The 25,897-nt window shown below is 65.9% G+C and carries 17 protein-coding genes; 4 read left to right on the forward strand and 13 right to left on the reverse strand.

From position 1 onward, the window contains the following. Positions 1–22: 22 nt before the first annotated feature. The 8 genes from E1H18_RS02815 to E1H18_RS02850 form a co-directional block, all read right to left on the reverse strand. Entirely contained in the window at positions 23–1,060 is a 1,038-nt protein-coding gene (locus tag E1H18_RS02815; RefSeq protein WP_172263470.1) for a glycosyltransferase family 4 protein, read from the reverse strand. Further along, entirely contained in the window at positions 1,057–2,094 is a 1,038-nt protein-coding gene (locus E1H18_RS02820) for a glycosyltransferase family 4 protein (RefSeq protein ID WP_172263472.1), read from the reverse strand. The genes E1H18_RS02815 and E1H18_RS02820 overlap by 4 nt, the downstream gene beginning before the upstream one ends. Before the next feature lie 3 nt (positions 2,095–2,097). Continuing rightward, on the reverse strand, positions 2,098–3,225 hold the full coding sequence (locus tag E1H18_RS02825; protein ID WP_172263474.1) for a DegT/DnrJ/EryC1/StrS aminotransferase family protein: 1,128 nt from the start codon (positions 3,223–3,225) through the stop codon (positions 2,098–2,100). Continuing rightward, positions 3,222–3,869, reverse strand: coding sequence for an acetyltransferase (locus E1H18_RS02830; RefSeq protein ID WP_172263476.1), 648 nt, complete (start codon positions 3,867–3,869; stop codon positions 3,222–3,224). The genes E1H18_RS02825 and E1H18_RS02830 overlap by 4 nt, the downstream gene beginning before the upstream one ends. Next, entirely contained in the window at positions 3,869–4,846 is a 978-nt protein-coding gene (gmd, locus tag E1H18_RS02835) for a GDP-mannose 4,6-dehydratase (RefSeq protein WP_172263478.1), read from the reverse strand. Before gmd ends, E1H18_RS02830 begins: the two co-directional genes overlap by 1 nt. Before the next feature lie 107 nt (positions 4,847–4,953). Then, positions 4,954–6,264: an HlyD family type I secretion periplasmic adaptor subunit gene (locus tag E1H18_RS02840; RefSeq protein WP_172263480.1), complete on the reverse strand. Its 1,311-nt coding sequence runs from the start codon at positions 6,262–6,264 to the stop codon at positions 4,954–4,956. A 72-nt stretch (positions 6,265–6,336) separates the two neighbouring features. Beyond that, entirely contained in the window at positions 6,337–8,070 is a 1,734-nt protein-coding gene (locus tag E1H18_RS02845; RefSeq protein WP_172263884.1) for a type I secretion system permease/ATPase, read from the reverse strand. 252 nt (positions 8,071–8,322) lie between these two features. Next, a complete protein-coding gene (locus E1H18_RS02850; RefSeq protein WP_172263482.1) occupies positions 8,323–12,333 on the reverse strand; it encodes a hypothetical protein in 4,011 nt (1,336 codons plus the stop codon). 265 nt (positions 12,334–12,598) lie between these two features. Here E1H18_RS02850 and E1H18_RS02855 point away from each other — a divergent pair, with 265 nt between their 5' ends. The 4 genes from E1H18_RS02855 to E1H18_RS02870 all read left to right on the forward strand — a co-directional run bounded on the left by E1H18_RS02855 (position 12,599) and on the right by E1H18_RS02870 (position 17,150). Beyond that, the gene (locus E1H18_RS02855) at positions 12,599–12,922 is read left to right on the forward strand and encodes a helix-turn-helix transcriptional regulator (protein ID WP_172263484.1); all 324 of its coding nucleotides are present in this window, start codon (positions 12,599–12,601) and stop codon (positions 12,920–12,922) included. 75 nt (positions 12,923–12,997) lie between these two features. Beyond that, on the forward strand, positions 12,998–14,506 hold the full coding sequence (locus E1H18_RS02860; RefSeq protein WP_172263486.1) for a hypothetical protein: 1,509 nt from the start codon (positions 12,998–13,000) through the stop codon (positions 14,504–14,506). A 52-nt stretch (positions 14,507–14,558) separates the two neighbouring features. Further along, positions 14,559–15,833, forward strand: coding sequence for an FkbM family methyltransferase (locus tag E1H18_RS02865; protein WP_172263488.1), 1,275 nt, complete (start codon positions 14,559–14,561; stop codon positions 15,831–15,833). A 12-nt stretch (positions 15,834–15,845) separates the two neighbouring features. Next, a complete protein-coding gene (locus tag E1H18_RS02870) occupies positions 15,846–17,150 on the forward strand; it encodes a glycosyltransferase family 4 protein (RefSeq protein WP_172263490.1) in 1,305 nt (434 codons plus the stop codon). Here the strand turns inward: E1H18_RS02870 and E1H18_RS02875 are convergent. The 5 genes from E1H18_RS02875 to E1H18_RS02895 all read right to left on the reverse strand — a co-directional run bounded on the left by E1H18_RS02875 (position 17,147) and on the right by E1H18_RS02895 (position 25,690). After that, a complete protein-coding gene (locus tag E1H18_RS02875) occupies positions 17,147–18,643 on the reverse strand; it encodes a tryptophan halogenase family protein (protein ID WP_172263492.1) in 1,497 nt (498 codons plus the stop codon). The genes E1H18_RS02870 and E1H18_RS02875 overlap by 4 nt on opposite strands. Before the next feature lie 19 nt (positions 18,644–18,662). Beyond that, positions 18,663–19,697, reverse strand: a complete 1,035-nt coding sequence (locus tag E1H18_RS02880) for a cupin-like domain-containing protein (RefSeq protein ID WP_172263494.1) — start codon at positions 19,695–19,697, stop codon at positions 18,663–18,665. Beyond that, on the reverse strand, positions 19,694–20,410 hold the full coding sequence (locus tag E1H18_RS02885) for a SapC family protein (protein WP_172263496.1): 717 nt from the start codon (positions 20,408–20,410) through the stop codon (positions 19,694–19,696). Before E1H18_RS02885 ends, E1H18_RS02880 begins: the two co-directional genes overlap by 4 nt. An 86-nt stretch (positions 20,411–20,496) precedes the next feature. Then, positions 20,497–23,598, reverse strand: coding sequence for a TonB-dependent receptor (locus E1H18_RS02890; protein WP_172263498.1), 3,102 nt, complete (start codon positions 23,596–23,598; stop codon positions 20,497–20,499). 322 nt (positions 23,599–23,920) lie between these two features. After that, positions 23,921–25,690, reverse strand: a complete 1,770-nt coding sequence (locus E1H18_RS02895) for a response regulator (RefSeq protein ID WP_172263500.1) — start codon at positions 25,688–25,690, stop codon at positions 23,921–23,923. Positions 25,691–25,897: the final 207 nt, after the last annotated feature.

Genomic DNA, 25,897 nt, shown 5'->3' on the forward strand with positions numbered 1-25,897 from the left:
CGTTCAACGCAATATTTATGGCTTAATCAAGAAGACGGCGAACCGTCTGCTCCCACGTGACATTCTTGTCGCGCCAGAGTTTACGCGCCGCGCCACCCAGGGATATCGCTCGCCCCCTGTCCGAGGTCAAACGATCCAGCGCATCGGCCAGGGCCTGCGGGGTTGGCTCGGCGACGGCGCCCGTGTCCTGGCTGACGATCTCCAGAAGGCCGCCGCTGTCGGTGACGGTCAGCACGGCCTTGCCACAGGCGAAGGCCTCCATGGTCACGTAGCCTACGCTGTCTTCGTCGAAGGGCAGATAGGCGCACACCAGGGCGTCGTTGGCCCAGCGGGCGATATCCTCGCGCGGATGGAAGCCGAAGCGCAGATCGACGCGATCCTTGAGATCCAGATCCTCGACCAGCTTGATCAGACGATCGGCGTAGGCCTGGTTCTCGGGCGGGCCGGCGATGATCAGGCGCAGGCTGCCGGGCAGCAGCGCCAGGGCCTCGATCAGCAGGTGCTGGCGCTTGCCCGCCGCCACTCGGCCGCCGGCGAAGACGTAGTCGCCATAGTCGCCGCCGACGAACAGCTCTTCGTCGTTCAGCGGCGGATACAACACTTCGCTGGGCACGCCGTTGAACCGCGCCAGGCGGTTCTGAGTCACCGGCGAGTTGCAGAAGATCTTGCGGCACTGGGCGAAGCAGTCGTTGTCGGCCGCCTTGATCGCCGCCTTCACCGCCCGGCCCGTGTCGTCGAAGTCCAAGTGGCTCTGGCCAGCTTCCGACAGGTCATAGGCCTGGCGAAACTGGTGCAGCAGCCACAATACCTTCTCGTGGTGCGGGACTAGGTAGGCGGGGAACTTCAGGCCGATGACGCGGTCGACATTGTACAGCCGCATGCCCTTGGAGATCAGCATCTCCTCAATCAGGCGCTCGGCCGGTTCCCAGGTGAAGGGGATGCGGACCAGCTCGGACTGCACGCCAGGCGTGGCGTTCAGGCGGCGAACCAGGTGATCGGCCAGTTCCTCGGCCCCGCCCCGCTGGAATGGGGCGGCGTTGTTGACGACCAGGACTTTCATGCGGTCAGCCGATCCACCACGGTGCTCCAGTCGATCTTCATCTCGGCCAGGCGGTTCAGCGAGGCCTCGCCCATCTTGGCGACGCGCTGCTTGTCGGCGTGGAGGCGGTCAAACTGCTGAGCCAGCGCCTTGGCGTCCGGTTCGGAGATCAGGCCGTTGCGGCCGTGCTCGACCAGCTCCAGCACCCCGCCGCTGTCGGTGGTGGTAATGATCGGCTTGCGAGCGTGGGCGCCCTCCAGCGAGGGGTAGCCGTAGCTGTCCTCGTCCTTGGGCAGGTAGGCGATGGCCAGCGCTTCCTTCAGCATCTGAGCCTTCTCGTCCTCGCTGATCCAGCGATCTTCGAGGATCACGCGGTCCTGCACGCCCAGGTCCTTGGTCATCTGCACCAACTGACGGCCGTACTCGGGGCTGGACGCCGTGCCGGCCAGACGCAGCTTCACGCCGGTCTTCACATGCTGCATGGCCTGGATCATCAGCGCCTGGCGCTTGTGAGGCTCCAGACGCGAAATGGCGACGATCTCATCGCCATAGCCGGTGTGGGTGAAGCGCTCGGGTTGGTAGATCGGCGGGTACAGCGGCGTGGAATCCAGGCCGTTGAACGCCTTCAGGCGATCGGCCACCACCTGCGAATTGGTGAACACGGCCCGGCTCTCGGCGATGGCCCGCGTGTCCAGCGCCCGCAGATTGTCGCGGATGGCGCGGGTGTGGGTATCGTCGGGCATACCGCGATAGGGCGTGTCCCACAGGTCGTAGAAGGTGCGGATGTGGTGGATGAACCACAGCACCTTGTTCGGGTGGTCCACCACATAGGCCGGCGGCCGGAAGCAGATCACCCGGTCGCACCACTGGGTCAGGTCGATTAGCCGCCAGGCGGCGATCTGGTGCAGGATCTCGTTGGGATCGTCGGTGAACGGCAGGTAGAACCGCTCGACCTCGTGGCCAGCCTCGATCAGCTTCTCCTCGAGCCACTCGACGATGAAGCGCGCGCCGCCGTTGATGAACGGCACGATCGAGGAAAGCAGGACGATCCGCATGGGCTAGACCAGAACCTGGTCGAGCGCGGCCACGACCCGGTCGATGTCAGCCTCCGAGAGTCCGGCGTGGGTCGGCAGGTTCAGGCCGTCGGCGCCGCAGGCCTCGGCCTGCTTCAGGTCGCCGGTCGCCAGATGCGCATAAGGCGGCATGATGTGCATGGGGTGGAACACCGGACGGCTCTCGATACCCAAGACGTCCAGGTCCTTGATCACCTGGTCGCGCGACGTCGACAGACCTTCGCCCAAGCGCACGGTGTACATCCAGAAAACGTGGCGGCCGGTGTCGGCGACGTGCGGCTTGATCACGCGGTCGCCTAGACGCGGCAGTTTGTCGTTGTACCAGGCCACGACCTGCTCACGCGCGTCTAGATGCTCGTCCACCCGCTCCAATTGGGCCAGACCGATCGCGGCCTGGATATTGGTCATGCGGTAGTTGTAGCCAACGATCGGGAACCAGTAGCGACGGTTGGGATCCATGCCCTGCCCTCGCAGCAATCGCATCTTCGCGGCCAGCTCGTCATCATCGGTGGTGATCATCCCGCCTTCGCCGGTGGTGATGATCTTGTTGCCGAAGAAGCTGAAGGTGGCGCACGTGCCCAGCGCGCCGGCCTTCTTGCCCTTGTACGTCGCGCCGACAGCCTCGGCCGCATCCTCAACAATCTTCAGACCATGCTTCCGGGCGATCTCGATGATCGGGTCCATGTCGCAGATCTGGCCATACAGGTGCACCGGCATGATCGCCTTGGTGCGCGGCGTGATCAGCGTCTCCAGCTTGGCCGGATCGAGATTGAAGGTGTGAGGATCGTTGTCGATCAAAACCGGCGTCGCGCCGCAGTACGTCACCGCATTGGCCGAAGCGATGTACGTCAGGCTGGGCACGATCACCTCATCGCCCGGACCGATGTCCAGCGCCACCAGCGCCAGATGCAGAGCCGTCGTGCCGTTGTTGCAGGCGATGGCGTTGCGCACGCCGCAATACGCGGCGAAGCCTTTCTCGAACTCGGAGATGAAGCGGCCGACCGACGAGATCCAGGTCGTATCCATGCACTCCAGGACGTATTCGCGTTCCTTGCCGTCCAGACGCGGAGCGGCGACGGAAATCCTGGGCAGAGTGTTCGCCGGGCTGGTCATGGCCGGTCTCCTTTGATTTTGGCCGGAACGCCGATCGCAAGAACGGCGTCCGGAAGATCTCGTATAACGACGCCACCAGCGCCGACGATGGTGTCGGCGCCGATGCGCACGCCAGGAATGACCCGCGCGCCGACGCCGAGGAAAGCGCGCGCGCCAACGCTGACGTTGCCCGCCAGGGCCGAGGCCGGACCCAGGTGGCAGGCTGCGCCCAGCACGCAGTCATGATCGACGACTGCGCCGGTGTTGACGATCGCCAGATCGCCAATCCGGCTGTCAGCATTGATCGCCACACCCGCCATCACCGCAATGCCTTCGCCAAACTGAACGCTGGGTGAGATCACCGCCGAGGGGTGGATGGCGTTGACCAGCACAAATCCCTGCTCGCGAGCCTTCCGGCCCAGCTTCTCGCGCAGGCTATTGTCACCGATCGCCACGAACAGCTTTGAAAGCCCCTGCCCGTGCAGATCCGCCAGGGCCAGGTCGTCGCCGACCACCGGGACGCCCAGCACCGTGCGTGGCGTGGGATCGGCGTCGACGATCGCTGCGACCGTCTCGCCCGCAGCCCGCAGGCTCTCGATGACCACCTTGGCGTGGCCGCCGCCGCCGATGATGACGACGCCCCCGATGGCGAGGGTTGGGCTCATCAGCTCTTGGACCGCCGCGTGATGTCGGCCTCGACCATCTCGGCGATCATGTCCTGCATTGTGATCTTCGGCTCCCAGCCCAGCTTGGCCTTGGCCTTGCTTGGGTCACCCAGCAGCAGGTCGACTTCCGCCGGTCGCAGGAACTTTGGATTAATTGTGATGTGATCCTGGTAGTTCAAGCCGACGGTGGCGAAGGCGGTCTCGCACATCTCGCGCACGGTCCAGGTCTTGCCGGTCGCAACAACATAGTCGTCCGGGATCTCCTGCTGCAGCATCAGCCACATGGCCTCGACATAATCCTGGGCGTGGCCCCAGTCGCGCTTGGCGTCGAGATTGCCCAGATCTACGGTCTTCTGCTGGCCCAGCTTGATGGCCGCCACGGCGTCGGTGACCTTGCGGGTCACGAACTCGATGCCGCGCAGCGGGCTCTCGTGGTTGAACAGGATGCCGGCCGAGGCGTGCAGGCCGAAGCTCTCGCGGTAGTTCACCGTCATCCAGTGCGCGTACATCTTGGCCACGGCATAGGGCGAACGCGGATAGAACGGCGTCGTCTCCGACTGGATCGGGTGCTGCACCAGGCCGTACATTTCCGACGACGAGGCCTGATAGAAGCGCGCCTGCGGGCACTCCTCGCGCACGGCTTCCAGCATGTTGGTCGCGCCCAGGCCCGTGACCTCGCCGGTCAAGTGAGGCTGATCCCAAGACGCACCGACGAAGCTTTGGGCGGCGAGGTTATAGACTTCGTCCGGCTGCAGGCGGCGCATGAGGCGCGACAGTCCGCCCTGATCGAGCAGATCACCCAGCTCGAACTGGATATCATCATAGACGCCAATCCAGCGCAGACGGTCCCCGATCACATCGGCAGAGGCTGAGCGGCGCAGCATACCGTGGACAGAGTAGCCCTTCTCCAGCAGCAGCTTGGCGAGATACGCCCCGTCCTGTCCGGTAATGCCGGTGATCAGCGCCGTCTTCGCCATACGCCCTATCGACTCCAGTTAAAAAGAAGGGTCCTGACTACACTATTGCGGGCGATTGGGAAGCAGCATCCGCCGCTTCGCCAAAACCCAGCGGAATCAAACTCTTCCTACTCCTCGCGCATCGTGGTGCGCAGCGTGTCGCGCAGCGGCGAGAATAGATACTGCAGCACGGTGCGCTCGCCCGTCGGCACGATGACCTGGGCCGGCATGCCGGCGCTGACCTTCGAGCGGACTTCCGGCGGCAACTGCTTGGGATCGACGCGGACAATCCCCAGGAAGTAGGCCGTCTTGTTCTCCGGGTCAGGGATGCGGTCGCGCGACAAAGACTCGATCTTGCCGTTCAGGATCGGGATCTTGCGCGAGTGGAAGGCCGGCAGGCGCACCTCGGTCACCAGGCCCGGATGAACATTGTCCACATCGGTCGGCGCGAAGTGAGCCTGGATCACGAAGGCCTCGTCGTCAGGAGCGATGTCGACCAGCGGCTCGGCGGCGCGAACCACGGCGCCTTCGGTGAAGAAGCGCAGGTTCTGGGCGGTGCCGCTGACCGGCGAGACGACCTTCACGCGACGCTGGGCGTCGGAGGCGACGATCTCCTTTTCGGTGACCTCGGCCAGGCGCACGCGGGTCTCGGTGATGCTCTGGCTGACTTCTTCGAAGAACTGCTGCTTGATCTGGCGGATCTTCAGCTGGGTCTCGGCCATGCCTTGCACGGCCTTGGCGCGGTCGGCGGTCAGACGGCCGATCGAGCCCGACAGCGAAGCCTGCTCACGTTCCAGCGCCAGCAGACGCGGCCGCGGCACCAGGCCCTTGTCGTAGATCTTGCGCAGGTCGGTCAGCTCATCCTGGATGAAGCCCAGTTGATCCTTCAGACCCTGGGTCTGACGATCGATGCCTTCGATCTCGCTTTTGAACTGCTCGCGCTGAGCGTTCATGAGGTCGGTCTGGCCTTGGATGGTCTGACGGCGCTCGATGAATTGAGCCTGTTCATCCGCGATCGCGCGCGCGACCATCGGATCGGCGCGCTGAGCGCTTAGATCCGCGGGAAAGCTGATCGCGGGACGCTGGTCGCGCTCGGCGAGCAGGCGCGCTTCCATGGCCTTCAAGGCCACGTACTGGTTGCGAGTGATGCCGGCGGCGGCGTCGGCCTGGGTCGGGTCCAGCTCGAACAGCACCTGACCGGCCTTCACCTTCTGGCCTTCCCGCACCAGGATCCGGCGCAGCATGCCGCCTTCCAGGTGTTGGACGGTCTTGCGGTTGCCCTCGGCCGAGACCACGCCGTTGGCGATCACCGCGCTGTCCAGCGGCGCGAACGCCGCCCAGCCCAGCAGGCCCACGAACGTGAAGGCGATGATGCCGTAGCCGATCTTGGCCACGCCTTTGTAGTTGTCCGTCGGACGTTGGATCTTCGGGGGCTTCATGATGTCTTCAGCCTGAGAGGCGCGCCCGAAGGCGGCCAGGAAACGGGAATGGCGGACCGGCGCGCGACGGCGTCAGTGCGCGCCCTGGATCGGCGTCGGCGCGACCGGCGGGGGGCTCTGCGGCGCGGCCGCGCCGGTCAGCTTGGCCAACATCGCGTCGCGCGGACCGAAGTCGGCGATCACACCCTGGTTGATGACCATGATGTAGTCGGCTTGGCTCAGAATATTGACCTTGTGCGTGGCGAAGATCACCGTGCGCTTGGCGGCCTTCAGCTGGTTCATGGCCTGCATCAGAGCGACCTCGCCCACCTGGTCCAGGCTGGCGTTCGGTTCGTCCAGCACCAGCAGGGCCGGCATGCGGAATACCGAGCGGGCCAAGGCCAGACGCTGACGCTGGCCGCCAGACAACGACGCACCGCCCTCGCCGATCGGCGTGTCATAACCCTCGGGCAGGCCCTGGATCATCTCGTGCACGCCGGCCAGGGTCGCCGCAGCGATGACTTCCTGAGCGTCGAACTCGGTGAAGCGGGCGATGTTCTGAGCCACAGTGCCTTGGAACAGTTCGATGTCCTGCGGCAGGTAGCCGATATGACGGCCCAGCTTTTCGGGATCCCACTGCTTGATGTCGTAGCCATCGAGACGGATCACGCCAGCCGCGCAGGGCCACACGCCGACGAGGCCACGCAGCAGCGAGCTCTTGCCCGCGGCGCTGGGGCCGACAAGCGCCACGGACGTGCCGGCCTCGATGCGGAAGCTGGCCTGACGCATGGTCGGCTGCTGCGCGCCTGGCGGCAGGATCGAAGCCGCCTCGGCCGACAGCACGCCCTTGGGCTCGGGCAGAGACATGTGGTCTTCGGTGTTCTTTTCAGCGCGCAGCATTTCCTGCAAGCGGTCCCAAGACCCGCGAGCGCCGATGAAGCCTTTCCACTGACCCACAGCGCCTTCGATCGGCGCCAGGGCGCGGCCCACCAGGATCGAGCCTGCGATCATCGAGCCGGCCGAGATGTCGCCTTGGATGGCCAGATAGGCGCCGCCGCCCAGGATCAGGGTTTGGACGACCTGGCGGAACACCTTGATGCCCGACATCACCGCGCCGCCGGCGTCGCTGGCCGAGGCCTGCCAAGCCACCTGCTCGTCGCGGCGACCGCGCCAGCGCGCCTGCAAGCCGCCCCACATGCCCATGGCCTTCATGACCTCGGCGTTGCGAAGGGTCGCGCCGGCGTCGTTCTGGGCGGCGATCGAGGCCATGGTGGCCATCTGGACCGGCATCTTGGTGGCGTTGTCGTTCAGTACCGCCAGGCCGAAGATGATGAAGCAGCTGATGATCGCCAGGATGCCGAAGAACGGGTGCAGCATCCATGAGACGATGATGAACACTGGCGTCCACGGCGCGTCGCAGAAGGCGATCAGGCCGCCGGTCATGAAGTCGCGGACCTGATCCATATCGCGGAACGCCTGGCTGCCCGCGCCGCGACGGCTGAGCGTCGAATCCAGCACCGACTTGAAGATTGGATCGCGCACGGCGTTGTCGAACTTCAGGCCGCCCCGCACCAGCACCTGGGTGCGCAGGGCCTCCAGCAGGCCGTAGATCAAGAACAGGAAGATACAGATCGCCGTCAGCGCCACCAGGGTCGCAACGTTCCGGCTGGACAGCACCCGGTCATAGACCTGCAGCATGTACAGCGGGCTGACCAAGGCCAGGATGTTGATGAAGAAGCTGAAGACCATAGCGGCGATCACAGCCGGCTTAGCGACCAGCACGGCTTGGTCGAGAACGGTCGGCTTCGAGCCGGAGCGGGTGAAGATCATTGCGGGCCTTCAGGACAACCGCTCGAACGGGCGGGTCGTGTACAGTAACAACTGAGGTGGCGTCTCGACCATGAAAATATGGCCGAAATGAGCGCCCCCTTCTCGGCGTAGACCATGGCGGGTACGCCCACGCAAGCCTTAGCGCCTAGCGTGTAGTCCGGACAAAAAGAAACCCCCGCGCGGCGAACCGCACGGGGGTTTCTAAGGCTGGACGAGGCGGCGAGCCGCCTCGTCCTCTTCCGAAGAAGATTAGGCCAGGACCAGCGTCTGCGACGTGGCGCTGAACGAAGCCGTCGACAGGTCGACCGGACCAGCCAGCTTCACGATGATGTCCGTACCGTTGACGAACGCCGACGCGTTGTTCGAGATGTTCTCGACCACGTAGGTGTCGCCGCCGAACTGGAACCAGGTGATGGCGCCGGTGTCCGTGCTCGCGATCGCCAGGTTGGCGAAGTCTTGGAACACGGCGGTGCCGCCCAGGGCCAGCTTGGCCGAGGTGAAGGACTCAGGGCCCGCGCTGTCGACGAACTTGATGATGTCGCCAGCAGTGCCGTCCGTGATGGTGGCGTAGCTGTTGACGTTCGCCGCGGCGCCCAGGATCTGGAACGTGTCAGCGCCAGCGCCACCGGTCAGGGTGACGAGGTTGGCGCCCGCGCCGACCTTCAGGACGTCCGCACCAGCGCCGCCGATCAGGACGTCGTTGGAGTGCAGAGCCGTCAGGGTGTCAGCGCCCGAACCACCGGTGATGGTGGCGGCAGCGCCGGCCGTAGCCAGGGTGGTCGCGGTCACGCCACCGGTGTTGGCCGAGGCGTCGATCGAGGTCAGGGCGTCGCTGTTGTGCGTCAGGACAACCTTGGCGTTGCCGCCGATGGTCACCGTCTTCAGAGCAGCATCGGCCAGGCTGACCGTGTGGGTGTTGATCGTCGTCGGGGTCGAGTCCGTCGCCGTGATGGCGATGGTTTCGACGCCAGCGGCGGTCACGGTGCCGAAGTTGATGTTGCCACCGTTCTTCGTGATCAGGTTCAGGACGTCCGAGGTACCCGTGGCGTCAACCAGAGCGACCGACGTGTTGGCGGCCGCACCCGTGAGTTCCAGCGTGCCACCAGCAACGAAGTTGGTCAGAGCCAGAGTGCCAGCAGGCGTGCCAGCCGCGATGGCCGTAGCAGCAACGGTGCTCGAGTCGGCCGTCGCGCCACCGTTCGTGGCCGTGGTGCCGGTGATGGTGAACGCGGTCGGCGAGGTCAGCGTGATAACGCCGCCAGCAACCGAAGACGTAACACCGATACCGGCCAGCGTGATTTGGTTGGCCAGTTGGGTAGCAACGTCGTTCGCGGTGTCCGTACCGTTGGTGGTGTAGGTCACCGTGGTGGTGCCGATCGTGAAGGCGAAGGTATCGCCCGCTTCAACCGTACCGCGGGTGATCGTGACCGTGCTGCTCTGGTTTTGAGCGAAGCCACCAGCCGAAACGACGTAGTTGATGTCGTTCAGGTTGGCGATGTCCACGGTGTTCGTGGTGTTCGAGGCCAGAGCGCGGACGCCGAGCTTTTCGAAGCCGTTGAACTTGGCTTCGAAAGCGTTCGAGGCCGACAGGGTGGCAGCGTCAGCAGCAGCCACTTCCAGGGTGTCGATGCCGTCGCCGCCCGACAGGACGCCGGTCACGCTCGTGGTGCCCGTGGCCAGCTTCAGGACGTCGTCGCCGGCGCCCAGGGTCACGTTCTTGGTCACGGTCGTGCTCGACAGGGTGACCGTGTCCTTACCAGCGCCACCAGCATACGTCGCGGTCGCGGCGTTGATGGTGAAGGTGTTCGAACCGGTGGTGCCCGTGGTGTCAACCGAGGTCACGTTGGCGCCCGAGGCGTTCAGCGAAACGCCAGCCGAACCGGTGACGACGACGGTCTTCAGAGCGCCCAGCGAGGTGGTGCCGAAGTCGACAGTCTTGTCGCCCGAGACGGTCAGAGCGGTGACGCCGCCCGCGGCCAGGGTGGTGTACGAGTTAGCGCCCGAAGCGGCCACGTTCAGCGTGGTGTAGCTCGCGCCCAGGTCCACGGTCGAGAAGACCTTGGCGCCAGCGGCGTTCACATAACCGACGTTGTTCAGGCCCAGAGCCAGCGACGTAGCGGTGCTCGTCACGGTCAGGGTGCTGTTGTGGCTGTCCTTCAGGTTCAGCGTCTTCAGCGCGTTCGACTCGATCGTCGAGCCCGTGCCGCCGTAACCGGCCAGCGAAACCGTGGCGACCTTGTCGGTCGTGGCGTGGCTGTCGATGTACACTTCACCGCCGATGATACCGGCAACGCCGGTAACCGCGTCAACGAAGGTCACGCCGTCGGTGACTTCGACAACGGTCGGCAGGGTGGTCGCCGTACCGGTCGGGGTCAGCAGGCCCTGGCTGCCCGAAACGGCCGTACCCGTGTAGGTGACGGTGCTGGTCGTGCCCGTGGTGGTCACGGCGCCGGTCGAACCGGCCTGGCCGTTGAACGCGCCAGTGTAGGTGCCCAGCGAGTTCGAAGCCGAACCTTGGACGCCGCCGTTCTTCACGTTGGCGAAGGCCGACGCGACTTGAGCAGCCGTCAGGTTCACAGCAGCCGTGAAGGTCAGGCCGTTGATGGTCACGGTCTGGCCGGCCGTGATGGCCGCGAACGTGATGGTCTGCACTTCTTGAGCGCCAGCAGCGGCGACAGCGTTAACCGCATCGACCGGGGCCGACTGGTTCACGGTGACCGACGTGTTGCTGTCGTAAGCGTGAATGTCGATGTTGGCTTGAGTGATCTCGTTGCCGACGTTGGTCGCGGTAGCGGCCGCAGCGGTCGAGGTCGTCGCCGTCGCGTTCACGACGACGGTGGTGCCACCGCGCACGGTCACGTCGGCAGTCGTCTGACCGGTAGCGTTGTAGGCCACGCCGGTGGTGTTGATCACCACAGCGCCCGTCGGACGATCACCGGTGTCACCGACCGAGATCGAGCCGTTCGTCGCCTTCGTCGCCGTCACCGAAATGTCGGTGCCGCCGCTGACGTCGATCGAGCCGTTGCCGAGGTTGGCGTCGGTCACGGTGACAGCGCCGGTCGAGGCTTCGTTAGCGCCGATGGTGATGTTGTTGTTGGTGGTCGAGTCGGCCACCGTGACGGTCGAGCCGCCATCAACTTGGATCGAGCCGGTCGCGTTGGTAACCGAAACGGCCGTGGTGCCAGCAGCGTCAACGTCAACGTTCACAGCTTGCTTCACGTTCAGGGCGGTGACGTCAGCATAAGCCGACGAGTCAAAGCCGATGTCCTGAGCGCCGCGGAGGTTGATCGTTTCGATGCTGGTGATGGTCACCGAAGCCAGATCAGCGGTGGTCAGGTTCTGAAGAGCGTTGATCGTCAGCGAGTCATTGCCGCCGGCGCCGCCGATGGTGTCGAGCGCGTTGATGGTCGTCTTGTTGCCAGCGGCAACGCCGTCCCAAACGCCCGTGTAGCTGTCGTTGCCCGACGTGCCCGTCAGGGTGTCGATGTCAGCGGTCAGGTTCTTGGTTTCGCCCGTGCTGCCGGTCGGCGGATAGGCGACGATCAGGTTGATGCCGGCGTCGGTGTTGCCGGTCAGGGCGCCGTCGTCGCTGTAGTCCTTGATCGCGGCGTTGATGGCCTCGGCGTAACCGCCCAGGCTGTTCGAAACGGCGATGTTCAGGATCTGGCCGATCAGAGCAGCCTTGACGGCCAGATCGACTTGAGCGGTCGTGAAGGTCGGGTTGTTGGCGCGCACGAAGCCGGTCAGGGCCGTGATGTTGGACTGGCGCGACAGCCAGGCGACGGCGGCGTCAACGTCAACGCCAGCAGCTTGAGCGACGCTGTTGCCGATGATCTTGTTGTAGGCCGTCGAAACGGTTTGAGCGATCGTGACGCTGCCGTAGTCGGTGGCGAACTGGGCGGCCGAGCTGCTGCCCAGAGCCAGGTTGATCGAGAAGTTGATGAAGCGGCTTTCCTGGTTGAACGAGGCGTACAGGCCGCCCGTGTCGTTCAGGTCATTCGTGTTCGTCGACGAATTCAGGAAATAGGTCAGGCCAGCCGCCGACGGGGCCGAGCCCGTGAAGAACTGGTAGGTGGCCAGAACGACAGCGGTCGTGTCGCTGTTCAGGGCCAGGGTCTTCGACAGGGCGCCGTCCGGCGTGTCCTTGCCGAGTTCGACCTGTTGAGCATACGAACCGATCGCCAGCTTGCTGGCGGCATCGGCTTCAACGCCACCGTTGGCGTTCTTATAGGCTGCGAGCAGCGTGTCTACATAAGCCATCTGGCTCTGTCTCCCAAAGTAATCCCACACCCCCTGCGGCCAAACGGCGCGCATGGGAGCAGCGACGGCTATAGAGCAAACGTCATACGTCGACAATAGCCGAATTCGAGCTGTACAGCATTTTTCATACCGGTACAGCAAATTCCTATGTCGCGATCCTTGTACCCCCTCGCCTGGCAGGGTATATATAATGAGAAATCATGCGTCGGTTCAGGCGAGCGCGCGGTCGCGCTCCCCGCTTCTGACGAGTGCGAGGGCTTTGATTATGTACGGCAATCCACAACGCCGCAGCGCTACGGAGGTTCAAGACCTCCGCCGCGAGGGCGGCCGATGGCTCAAGGAGCAGCGTGAGGCCACCGGCCTGTCGCAGCGTCAGCTCGCCGCCAAGGTCGGCGCCGACTACTACACCTTCATCTCGCAGCTGGAGACCGGTCGCGGCCGCATCCCGCCCGACCGCTATCGCGACTGGGCGCGGGCGCTGGAGGTCTCGGAGAAGATCTTCGTGCGCGAGCTGATGCGCTTCTATGATCCGATCACCTACGAGATCCTCTTTGGCGAGGTTCTGGTCAGCGAAGAACAGATCGGCTAGATTGCTCCGTCGGCTGGGGGCCGGCGACCTTATATATAGACTCGTTGCAACAGGCGTGGGGGAAGCTACCGCCGCATGGCCGCTCAGGTCCTTTCGTTCTTTCAGCGCTCGCCGCGGCTGACGCCGCACGCGACCCCGCGCCCCGCCGACTGGAGCCAGCAGGAGCTGGCCGAGTTCTATCGGGTCGAGGGCGCTCTGATCCGCGCCGGCATCAGTGTCGGCACCGATCGCGGGATGAGCGACGAGAACGAGCCGTGGTTCTGCTTCTACCGCCAGGACGATGGCGAGGTGGTGATCCACTTCGCGCGCATCGACGGCGAGTACATCATCGCCGGCGCCGCCTATGAAGAGATCGCGCGCGGTTTCGATTTCACGGCCCTGGTGCGCAACATGGTGGCGCGTCACCCGCTGATCCGCCGCAACGACAGCGGCGGCAACCTGTCGATCCACCCCGCCGCCCTGCTGGTGGCTGTGGTCGGCACCGCCTTCTTCAAGACGGGCGAAGCCAAGGCTGGCGAGCTCGAGGCCGGCAAGGGCGCGTCGCATCACACGCAACAGGCCAGCCGTCCCGTACTGCTGTCGTCCAGCTCGAACGCCGGCCTGACCGCTGGCGTGGCGGGGGTGAGCCTGCCGCAGAGCGGCTACGACACCATCCAGCTGCCAGCCAACCAGGCTGTTCTGATCCTGGCCGCCGCCCTGCTCGCGTCGGATGGCGCGGGCCCGGCCGTGACCGTGGATCCGGCCGCCCGTGCGGCGATGGCCGCCGCGGCCGCGGCGCTCGACTTCGGCGACGTCAACGCTGCGCCCCTCCAGGCTGGCGACAGCGTCGCGCATCAGACGGTCGGCACGCACGCGGTCACCCTCGACAACAGCCCGGCGCATACGGTGTCATCGGTGCTGACCCTGGTCAGCCTGCTGATGACCCTGCCGCATCCTGCCGAGGGCGCTGGAACCTCTGAAACCGTCATGCTGAGCGGCGCCGCCGTCGGCCACGATTTCACGGTTTCGCCGATCCTATCGACCGAGAGCGCTGCCTGGACCATCGACGTGCGTCTGGGCCTGGGCCTGAACGGCGCGCCGACGGTCGAAGCCGTGCAGTTGGTGCGCGGCCTGGTCGGCGAGGCCGGCGCGCAGAAGATCTCGGTGATCGAGGTCGCCAAGCTTCCGAATATCCTGGCCGAGCTGATCGCCAAGGGCGAGCACGTCACGGTCGCGCCGAGCGACCACAACAATCAGACGCCGGATACGCCGCCGACCGACACGCCGGAAACCACAACTCCGCCCGTCGGCGGCAATGGCGAGACCACCCCGCCGCTGACGCCGCAGCCGGAGCCGGTTCCAACCGCCCCGGCCCATACGACCTACGACATCGCCAAGGAATTCATCGATTACTTCGTGGCCCACACCACTCGCATCGAAGCGATGGTGAACGGTCCGGACATCGTGATGTTCGACACGCGCGTGCTCTATGACGTGAGTACGATCTCCCAGCTGCACAGCATGTCGTTCCACTTCGACGATGGCAGCTCGATCAGCCTGGTGGGCGATCTTTCGTCCTTCCTGCACGGTGGGATTCTGGTCTAGACGAGACGTCTTCGGAGCGCTGGCTCCGTCTCACGTTTCGGGAAGAACCGTCTTGAGGCCTGCACGCCTGGACATGGCGATCAGCTCCGCCATGCGTTCCGACGCCACCGTCGCCGCTGAAGCGCCTGGCGCGCCGCCGCCCGGCTCTTCCGCTGAGGGCGGGCCGCCTCCGCGTCGCCGCTTCGGCTTCGCCCGCCGCCTGATCGGCCCTCTGGTCGGACCCGTAGCCAACTATGCGCGGCGCTACCTGCAGGCCAGCGTCGAGCACCAGCTGGGCGAGACGCGCGCGCATCTGGGCGCCCTGTCGACCGAGCTCTACGCGACCCAGGTCCGGCTGGACCACACCCAGATCCTGCTGCAGGCCGTGCTTCAGCAGCAGCAGGCGTCGACCGCGATCATGCAAGCGATGTCGGCACAGCTGGCGCGCATCGAGCCGACGACCCAGCGCATCGAGCTGCTCAACACGCAGGGCTTCGGCGAGCTGGCCTCGATGTTCGGCCCGCGCTTCGATGAGCTGGAGATCAAGGCCCGACCGCTGATCGCCTATGACGAGGAGTCGATGGCGATCCGCATGCGCGACGGCTACGTCATGGCCCCGCGCGCCCTGCCCACCTTCGTGACCATGCTGGCCAACGCCACCAGCAAGGGCCTGGAGCCCGGGACCACCGATGTTCTGCGCCGCCTGGTGCAGCCGGGCATGGTGGTCGCCGATGTGGGCGCCAATATCGGCCTGCTGACCCTGGTCATGGCCTCGGCTGCCGGGCCAGGCGGCAAGGTCATCGCCTTCGAACCCGAGGCCGTGCCGCGGTCGAACCTCGAGAAGATGAAGCACCTTAACGGCCTGTCGTGGGTCGAGGTGCGCGACCAAGCGGTGGGCGAGAAGGCCGGCCAGCTGACTTTCCACGTCAGCGACATCATCGGCCACAGCTCGCTGTACGCCCTGCCCGAGACCGAGGGCTCGCGCGAGATCCAGGTCGAGGTTGTGCGCCTGGATGACGTCGCGCCTGCCAAGCGCATGGACGTCGTGAAGATCGACGTCGAGGGCGCCGAGCTGGACGTGTTGGCCGGCATGGGCGGCGTGATCGCCAGGAACCCCGACCTGGCCATCGTCGCCGAGTTCGGTCCCGAGCACCTCAAGCGCGTGGGTCAGACCCCGGCCCAGTGGTTCAAGGCTTTCACCGACCACGGCTTCAAGGCCTACATCATCGATGAGGCGACCAGCGCGGCCGAGCCGACCAACGCCAAGGCGGCCGCAAAGGTGATCTCGGCCAACATCGCCTTCGTGCGCCCCGGCGGCGACGCCGAGCAGCGTCTCCTGAAGCGCTAGGACGTAAAGCCCATGAAGATCTGCTGGGTGACGCCCTTCGTCCTGCGCTCGTCGATCGGCCGGGTCAGCGCCGAGGTCGCCAAGGCCCTGGCCGCGCGCGGCCACGAGGTCGAGATCCTGCGTTGCGAGGAGCAGGACGACGCGGCCGAGCCGCTGCACCCGACGCGCCTGCCGGTGCATCACTGGCGCTCGTACGACCTCTCGCGCCTGCGGACCCAGTTCGACGTGGTCATCGTCAATATCGGCGACAACTATCCCTTCCACGCCGGCGTGTTCGCCATCCTGGACGCCGCGCCGTGCCTGGGGATCTTCCACGACTTCTATATCTACAACCTGTTTTCGGGCTGGCTGCACTACAACGGTCTGGACTATCGCCGGCATGACGCGGAGATCGTCGCCACCTATGGCCCGCAGGCCGAGCCGCATGCAGTCGCCGTTCGCTCGGGCCAGATGCTGGACATGGGCGAGATCGCGTCGAAGCTGCCGATGACCGAGTGGCTGGCCGGCCGCTGCGAGGCCGCCCTGGCCCACGCCCACTTCTACGCGCCCAAGCTGGAAGCCGCCTGCCCAGGTCCCGTAGCCGTCACGCCGCTGTGCTGCCCCGACCGCGCCACGCCGCCCGGACCGCCCAAGGCCAAGAGCCAGCTGACCCTGACCACCGTCGGGGTGATGAACCCCAACAAGCGCGTCGCCGACGTCATCCGCGCCATCGGCGGCTCGGACGCCCTGAAGGCCTGCGCCTACCGCCTGGTCGGCCCGATCTCGGACGACGAGCGCGCCAAGTTGGAGGCCGTCGCCGCCGAGGTGGGCTTTGCGCACCTGATCATCGACGGCGCTGTCGACGACGACACCCTGGACAAGCGCCTGGACGAGGCCGACGTCATGGTCGCCCTGCGTAAGCCGGTGCTGGAAGGCGCCTCGGGCTCGGCCTGCGAGGGCATGCTCAGCGGCCGCCCGACCGTGGTGGCGCGCGCCGGCTTCTACGGCGAACTGCCCGACGACCTGGTGTTCAAGGTCGATGGCGAGATCGTCGTTGAGGAACTTCGCGAGACCCTGGAGCGCCTGGTCGCCGACAAGACCCTGCGCCGCGACACCGGCAAGGCCGCCCGCGCCTGGGCGCTGGAAAACCTCAACGCCGCCCGCTACGCGGAAGCCGTCGAGGCCTTGGCGCAAGCCCAGGTCACCAGCCGTCCGCTGCTGGCCATCGGCGCGCGTGTCGGCGGTGAACTGCGGGCGATGGGTCTGGCGGATACCGATCCGGCCGTAGCCCGTATCGGCGCCACACTTCAGAAGCTGCTCGCGCCGCTCGACGCCTAAGCGCCCCAGCGCGGCGCGGGGCAGTAACGGTCGATGAAGGCCTGGTGAGACGGCATGCCGGCGATCGCGCCGTCGATGTTGCGGGCCAGGTCGCCCAACGCCTGCTTCAGCTGCTGCGGTGGCATCAGCCGGCCCATGTGGTGATGCCCCTGCGGCTCCAGCCGCTGGCCCAGCATCACCTGCAGCCACGAGTCGATCTGGAAGAGCTCGCCCGGGGCCTGGAACACGTGTCCGTTGTCACGGAACAGTTCCAGGCGATGGGCCAGGCTGTCGGGGACCTCCTGGGTCCGGCAGTGGTCCCAGAACGGGCTGTCGGTGCGCTCGGTCACCTTGTAGTGCAGCACGATGAAGTCGCGGATCTTCTCGATCTCGTCGTTGGCGAGATGGTTGAAGCGGTCGCTGATGGCGTCGTTGCAGCCCTGGAACGGGAACAGCTGCAACAGCCGGTGGATGGCGATCATGATCATGTGGATCGAGGTCGATTCCAGCGGCTCGATGAAGCCGGCGGCCAGGCCCAGCGAGACCACGTTCTTGTGCCAGGCCTTGTGACGGCGACCGGCGCGGAACTTGATCAGCTTGGGCTCGATCAGCATCTCGCCCTCGACCATCTGGTGCAGCAGCTGAAGGCCTTCCTCGTCGCTCATGAACTGGCTGGAGAACACCAGACCGTTGCCAACCCGCTGCTGCAGCGGGATGCCCCACAGCCAGCCGGCCTTGTGAGCGATGGCGCGGGTGTAGGGGCCGGGCGGCACGTCGGTGCTGGTCTGCACCGCCCAGGCGCGGTCGTTGGGCAGCCACTTCCCATAGTCCTCGAAGCCGACATCCAGCGCGCCGTTGATCAGCACGCCCTTGAAGCCCGTGCAGTCGATGAAGAGGTCGCCCTCGATCACCTTGCCCGACTCCAGCACCAGAGCGGCGATCGATCCGTCTTCGGCGTGCTTGCGGACCTCGACGATCTTGCCCTCGACCCGGCGCACGCCGTTGTCCTCGCACTTGCCGCGCAGGTAGCGGCCGTAGAGCGTGGCGTCGATGTGATAGGCGTAGTTCACCGATGAGGTCTCGTCGGTGAAGAACTTGTCCTGCTCGGCCGCCTTCAGCTCCAGACAGTAGTCGCCTAGGTCGCCGCCGAACCCTTGTCGCCGCGCCTCCAGCCAGAAGTGGTGGAAATGGCCTAGCCAGGTCCCCTTCCCGATCTTGCCGAACGAGTGGATGTAGCGGTCGCCGATCTCGCCCCAGTTCTCGAACGAGATGCCCAGCTTGAAGGTCGCCTGGGTGGCCGCCATGAACTCGCGTTCGTCGAGGTTCAGCAGGGCGTTGAAGGTCCGCGCGGTCGGCACCGTCGACTCGCCGACCCCGACCGTGCCGATCTCGTCGGACTCGACCAGGGTGATGTCCAAGAGCGGCCCCAGCTGCCGCGACAGCGCCGCCGCCGCCATCCAGCCGGCCGAGCCGCCGCCGGCGACGACCACCTTCTTCACGACCTGACCGGTCATAGCGCTTCCCCCAAGTTTCTTATCTGTTGAGACGATCCAGCAGCTGCGCGCGCAGGCGGCGGGCCGTCATGTCGTCCATGGTCCCCAGCGGTCCGCGCGCCGCTGGCGGCAGATGCGCGCCGGCGCGTTCGGCGGGCCCGAAGACGTAGTAGTCGAACAGCGCCTTCCAGCCCTGCTTCTCGAAATCGGGCCGATCGCGCAGGCTGAGCAGGCCATGCAGCAGGGTGTTCATCGGCGTGTCGATGTGGGCGGGCGCCGTGTTCCACCAGTAGTTCACCAGCACGTTGAAGGGATCCAGCGCCTCGACCTGGTGCCACCACAGGGCGGGGTAGACGAGCACGTCGCCGGGCTCCATCTCGGCGACCTGGGCCGAACCGATGGCGTCGCGAAAGCCGGGATAGGCGTCGAAGTCGGGTCGCTGGAAATCGACGAGGCTGACCACCTGGCCGCCGGGCGTCGGCTCCAGCGGGCCGGGATAGAGGTTGGCGACCTGATCCGGCGGGAACAGGGTGAAACACCGCCGGCCCACGGCGCAGACGGCGATGTTGTTGGACATGTCGAAATGGGCCGCGGCCGTGGTGCGATTGCCGATCCAGATGCCGGCCATAGGCGGTTCGGGGCCGAACACCTCGGCCCCCAAGCCCAGATCGTTGGCCGCCTTCAGGGTCGGGAAGTAGGCGTCGAGATCAGCCGAACCGACATAGACCGACGGAGCGTCGTCGCGGCCCTCGGCGGCCTCCAGGCGCTGCAGGAAAATCTCCAGCGGCGCGCGTTCGGCCTTGAAGTTCATGGCCGTCAGGGTGTCGCCGTAGAAGAACCGACCCTGGATCGACGGATCCCCGCTGTAACCCACCACGCGGCCGCCCTGGTCGTGGGCGCGGAGATAGTCGCGAGCCGCCTGGCTGGATTTAAGACCTTCCCGCACTAACGGCCAATCGCCAGCCAGACCCTTGAACAGCATCGGGGTCTGCCCCGCCAGCACCGCGTCGAACGGGATCTCGACCGCCGAGGCGACCTTAGTTTCCAGCGTCCGACGGGCAGTGATTGCGGTCATTGCGTCGCCAGCCGCTGCGTCTTGCGAGCGACCAACGCCTCGACGTTACCCAGGGACGACACGATCCACTGGGCCGCGCGCAGCAGGCCCGATTGATGCAGCCGCTCCAACGCCTCGCCGCTCACCGCCGCCAGGCGATCAGGCGCCAGGGTGAAAATCCCGGGCAAGTCGTAGGTCGTCTGGTCGTCCAGCTTGATCTCGATGTCGATCGGCTCGATCAGGCCCAGCTCCTCGAAGGCGGCGAACATCGGGCCGGCGATCTCCAGCCCGTTGTGGATCTGCGCCAGAGCCTGGTTGACGCCCTGGAGGTAAGGCGCGTTGCCGCCGGCCGGCAGGAACAGGCGCTCGCCGTCGTCGCGGCTGATGCGCGGATGGTCGAGATCGACATGGATCATCGGCCGCGCCGCTTCACCGGCGCGCTGCAGGGCGATCGAGAACGGCCCGCGCCGCTGCACCGCCGGCACATAGCGGGCGTTCCAGCCGGTCTCGTCCAGAAACAGGTTCTCGTCGCGCTCCAGCCCCAGCAGGGCCACCGCCTGCCAGCCGCCGTCCGGGTCCTGGCGGATCAGGATCGGATATTCGCGCTGCACGGCCTCGAACTCGGTCGGCAGGACCAGGACCTGGTTGATCCCGTCGCCGAACGCGACGCCGTGACCCGCGATCACGCGCAGGTCGGCGTGGTCGACATTGTTCAGCAGAACCCGGTTGGTCATTTCCCGCCCCTTTACGCGTACTTCAAAGGAAGACGGGGACCGCCGCAAGCGCGGCGATCCCCTCCCCTGCCTCCAGGACTTCCGATCTAGAAGCGGTAGCGGGCGCCGAGCAGGAAGCGGCGGTCCAGCTCCTGGGCGAACCACAGCTGGTTCGGGTCGCGGCCGTAGGTCCGCAGGCTCTCCTTGGTCAGGTTGATGCCTTCCAGCGAGACCGCCAGCTTTTCCGTCACGTCATAGCTGACGTTGAAATCCAGCTGACCGAACGGCTCCACATAGACGGGGTTACGCCCGTTGCCGCGGTTGGTCGATTGCAGGAACCGGTCACGCCAGTTGTAGGCAAGCCGCGCGGACAGACCGTACTTGTCGAAGATCAGGGTGGCGTTGGCGGTGTCCGACAGGCCCAGCAGAGCGAACTGGTCCTGACTGGGCGGCGCGCCGTTGTCGAACTCGACGTCGCCGCGCACCATCGTATAGGCCGCCGAGACGCCGAAGCCCGTATCGCCGAAGAAGTGCTGGGCGGCGATTTCGAAGCCGTGGATCTTGCCGGTCTTGTTGTTGATCGGCTTGGCCACCTGGAAGTTCAGCAGCGGATCGGTGCTGTTGGGCGAGATATCGACCGCCGCCAGGATGGCGTCGACGAAGCCCTGGTTCAGGTCGCCGCCGGCGCCGCGATTGGCCTGGAACTGCGCGGTGGCCGCGGCCGACGAACCCGTGGTCTGCAACAGGGCCGCCATCGTGAACAGGTTCACGTCGCTTTGGCCGGCGCCGATCGAGTCCAGCAGCGCCTTGGCCTGGGCCGAGCGGGTGCCCGGCGCGCCCGAGGTCACGTCACGCAGGCCAAACAGGTTCTGCATCACGGTGCCGGTGCCGATGAAGTTGTTCACCCGCTTCTCGAAGAAGCCCGCCGAGATGTAGCTGCCGGGCTTGTAGTACCACTCCAGCGAGACATCGAAGTTGTCCGAGATCAGCGGTTCCAGGTCCGGGTTGCCCGACGTGCCCAGCGGAACGGCGCCGTTCATGGTCGGACGCGCAGGCTTCTCCACCGTCTGGGCGGCGAACAGGTTGACGTAGTCCGGCCGAGCGATGGTGCGGCTGAACGAGACGCGGCCGATCAGGTCGTCGCGAAGATCGACGCTGAAGTCCAGGGCCGGCAGCAGGTTGTTATACTTGCCCTTGCCCGAAAGCGGCTGGAAGGTGCTGGCCGTGTCGATCCGGAAGTCATTGTCGGCAGTCCAGACGATGCCGGTCGGCGTGCGGATCTGCGAGGTCGAGGTGACCTTGGTCTGCTCGTAGCGGACGCCGGTGACCAGGGTCGCCGGACGGCCGGCCAGCTCCGCCTTCCAGGTCAGCTGTCCGTAGACGGCGGCGATGTCCTCGTCGACGCGGTTGTTGTTCTGGGCGACGATCCGAACCGGATTGCCCCGGCCGACATAGACCGGCGACAGGGTGTTGTAGAGCTCGACCGCGTCGCTGCGGAACGACACCAGGCCCGGTCCGCTCTGACGCGGATCGAACTTGTCGAACTTGCAGGCCATGCAGAAGGCCTGGACCAGGTTGCCGGCGTACTGCTTCACGTCGCCGGGGCTGGAGACGCCCCAGCTGCCCAGGTCCTGCTCGGTGGCGGAGTTGGACTGGGTCATCTGGCTGGTTCGATAGTCCGCCCCGAAGTCCAGGCGGCTGCCGTTGTCGTCGAGATCCCAAGTCAGGTCGGCCCGGATCTCCTTGACCTCGTGCTGCTGGCGTTGAGTCCAGGTGCGGCCGACCTGGCTGCCCAGATCGCCGACGTCCAGCACGCCGTTGGCGTTGCCGCGCGGAGCCGCATCGTTGATCGTGAACGACTGGACCGGGATCTTGCCGCTGTAGTCGACCGAGTGGCTGGAGATGATCGGCGCGGCGATGGCCACGGCGGTCGAGCTGGCGCCGTTCGGCGAGTTGGGCTTGGAGTCGGCCTTGGAGATATGGCCGTCCACCTTCAGGCGCATGCGGTCAGACAGTTCCCAGTCGGCGTTCAGGCCGAAGGACTTCAGGCTGTCCTCATTGCCGCGATACTGCTGCTCGAAGCCCATGTCCTTTGTACCGCTCAGGGTTTCCTGCAGCAGCACGGCCGTCGAGATCACCGGGTTGTCGTCGAAGGTGACCTTGTCGAACGGCCGGTTGAACCAGTTGGAGCTGTCGTTGCGGCGCTCGAACGCCTTGTTGCGGGCGTAGAGGGCGTCGGCGGTGATCGTCAGGGTCTCGATCGGACGGAATTGCGCCGTCAACTGACCGTTGATCCGCTCGCGCTGGCCTTGCGAGAAGTGGTAGCGGCTGTCGTTGGGGATCGCGACCAGGGCGTCCAGGCTTTTGGGCGCATTGGTGATCTGGGTCGCGCCGCCAGCCCGGACGAAGTTGTTGGCCGGGTCGAGGAACTCGCTGTAGGTGCGGATGTTCCAGTCGTTCGACGTCGCCGAGCGGCTGGTGAAGTTGCGCTTCTGGTAGCTGCCAAACAGCGCCACGCCGAACTTCTCGCTGTCATCCAGCCAGTTCAGCAGGCCCGAGACTTCCGGCGTAATCTTCGAGGCGTCCTCCAGTCGCTTGGACATGCTGGTGTCGTAGACGCCCTTGACGCCCATGCTGCCCGACAGGCCGTGCTGGCGCGAGTCCAGCGGACGGCGGGTCTTGACGTTGATGGCGGCGCCGATGCCGCCCGACGGCACGGCCGCGCGGCCGGTCTTATAGACCTCCAGCGTCGTGACGCCTTCCGACGCCAGGTTCGAGAAGTCGAAGGAGCGGCTGGTGCCCTTGGCGTCGTCCGAGGACTGGTCGCCGCCCACCGTGGCGACGTCCGCCGTCGGCATGGTGCGGCCGTTCAGGGTCACCAGGTTGAAGCCGCCGCCGAAGCCGCGGACCGTGACCTGCGAGCCTTCGCCGTTGGTGCGGTCGATGGACACGCCGGTGATCCGCTGCAACGACTCCGCCAGGTTGGTGTCCGGGAACTTGCCGATGTCCTCGGCGGAGATGGCGTCGACCACGCCGCTGTTGGTGCGCTTGATCTCGATCGACCGCTCGAGCGAGGCGCGAATGCCGGTGATGACCACCTCGTCGACGGTGGTGTCGTGGATCTGCTGAGCCGTCGCCGGGCTGGCCAGAACGGCCGCCGAAATGGCGAGACAAGACGCAGACGCATGGAGGCGACGGAGCCGCTTCATAGCCTTCCCCCTAAAGTTTTAGCCCTCTGTGGGGCGCTGTTATCGTTGTGCGCCGGAAGCCTCCGACCGCTTTCAGCCCCGCGCTCCGGACAACCAGAACAGGTGGGACAAGTTAGCGGTAACACCGGTACGCCACTGCCGCAATGGCAAAATGACAGCGCAGTCATTCTTTTTCAATGGGCTTTTTTGCCCCTTCTGAAGATTTTGTCTTCAGGACAAATTGAGGCCGTCGAGACCCGCGTTTAGGCGCTCGACGCACATGATCGCGCTCAAATTGTGCAACTTCGGGGATGGAATTAGCGGCCTGTGGCCGCGCCGTGCGTCAGCTTCGAACGAGCTTGGCCTGCGCCACCTCGGCCAGCAGCGCGTAGAGCGCCGCGACGTCTAACGGCTTGCGCAGAGCGCCGTCCGCCCCGTCGCCGCGATAGCGCTCGACGTCCTCGGGAAAGACATTGGCGGTCAGCATCCAGATCGGCGTGCGCCGCCCTCCGCCCTCGGCCTTGCGGATCTCGCGCACCGCTTCGCGGCCGCCCAGCACCGGCATGTTGACGTCCATCAGGACGAGGTCGAAGCCGCCCGCCCGCCACAGATCCAGCGCCTGCGCCCCGTCCTCGGCGAAGGTCAGATCGACCGGAGCCCCCTCCAGAGCCAGGGCCAGAACCCGGCGGTTCGCGGCGTTGTCCTCGGCCGCCAACACCCGGATCTCATCAGCGGCGTCCAGCCTCGGCGGGCGCTCGCGGCGGACGGAGCCGCCCTCCAGCGGCGCATCGAAAGCGAACCAGAACACCGCCCCCACCGGACCACGCGGCGCCCTCTCGGGCGGATCGACGCCGATCTCGCCGCCCATCAGGGCCACGTTCTGGGCGCAGATCTTCAGGCTCAGGCCCGTACCGCCTTCGGCGCGGCCACGGCGGGTCTGCTCATAGGCCTCGAACATCATCGCGCGTTCTTCGGGATGGATCGGCGGACCGGTGTCGACCACATCGATCAGCACGCGCACAGCGTGATCCTGGATCACGCCTGCCAACCGCACCGTCACCGCTCCGCCGGGCGTCACGACCGCAAGGGCGTTGGAGACCAGGTTCACCAAGGTCTGCTCGACCCGGACAAGGTCGGCCATGACCTGGAACGACACCGTCGGATCGGCGTCGTCGAGGGTCAGGGTCACGCCGATCGCGCGCGCATGGCCGCTCCACACCCGGACGACCCCGCGCACGGTCTTGCGCAGGTCGACGGGCGAAAGGTCCAGCGCGCCCCGCAACCGATCACCGCGCGCCAGGTCCAGCACTCCGCCCAGGAGGCGGTTCAGGTGCTGGCTGCCTTCCAACACGCCCTCGGCCAGCTCGGCCTGGCGCGGCGAAAGCGGCTCGCCCCGCAACGCCCGACCAAAGCCGATGATGGCGTTCAAGGGCGTGCGGATCTCATGACTGGCCACCGCCAGCAGCTCGTCCTTGGAGCGGTTGGCGGCGCGGGTCTCGTTGACCGCCTGGGTCAGGGCGACGTTCTTGCGGGTCAGCTCGCGCATGGCTCGGGTCAGTGCCCGGTCGGTCGCCTGCTGGCGCGCGGTGACGAGAAGAACGGCCGCCACGAACAGCGTCATCGACAAGGCGTAGGGGCCAGGCTGCAGCGGCGCGCTCCAGTCGATGGCGATCCAGATCAGGGTCAGGGCCGGCGGGACCACACCCACGACGTAACTGACCCGCGTCAGATGCACCCGCAGCGCCGCGAACAGCAGGACGCAGATGGCCAGAAGCGCGGACTCCACCAGGGTCTCGGGCTGATCGTAAAGCCGGATCTGCACCGCGATCCAGCAGGCGTTGGTTACCAGCAGGAGCATCAGGATGTCGGACTGCAGCGCCAGTCGTCTGTGGGCCTTGATCGGGTCCGAATGCCGTACGGCCAGCTCGGTGGCCAGGAACAGCGCGACGTAGAGGCCCAGCTCCACCGCCCCCAGTAAGGCGATACGCCAGGGTGTGAACATCACCAGCAGCAGGACGAAGCCCGCGACCAAGGCCAGGCGTGACAAGGCGACACCACGCGAATAGCGCACCAGGCCTTCCAGCTGCGTGACGTCCGTCAGCCGCTTAAGCATGCAATCGCCACACCCTCACCTTGCGTAAGCGCTGCTGTCATACGGCTGTGATTCGCGCCTTTTCGATCGCCTGAAACGGGAAATTCTGCAGGCGACGCGCTCGACGCGCCTTTGCAAACCCCCAGTTCAGGGGATGTCGAGGCCTTAACCCCCGATTGTAGAACCGTTTCGGGGCCCAGGGTGACGCGTGGTGCGAGGGGAAGGCTC

The sequence above is a fragment of the Caulobacter sp. RHG1 genome, from assembly GCF_013181195.1.
GTDB lineage: Bacteria > Pseudomonadota > Alphaproteobacteria > Caulobacterales > Caulobacteraceae > Caulobacter.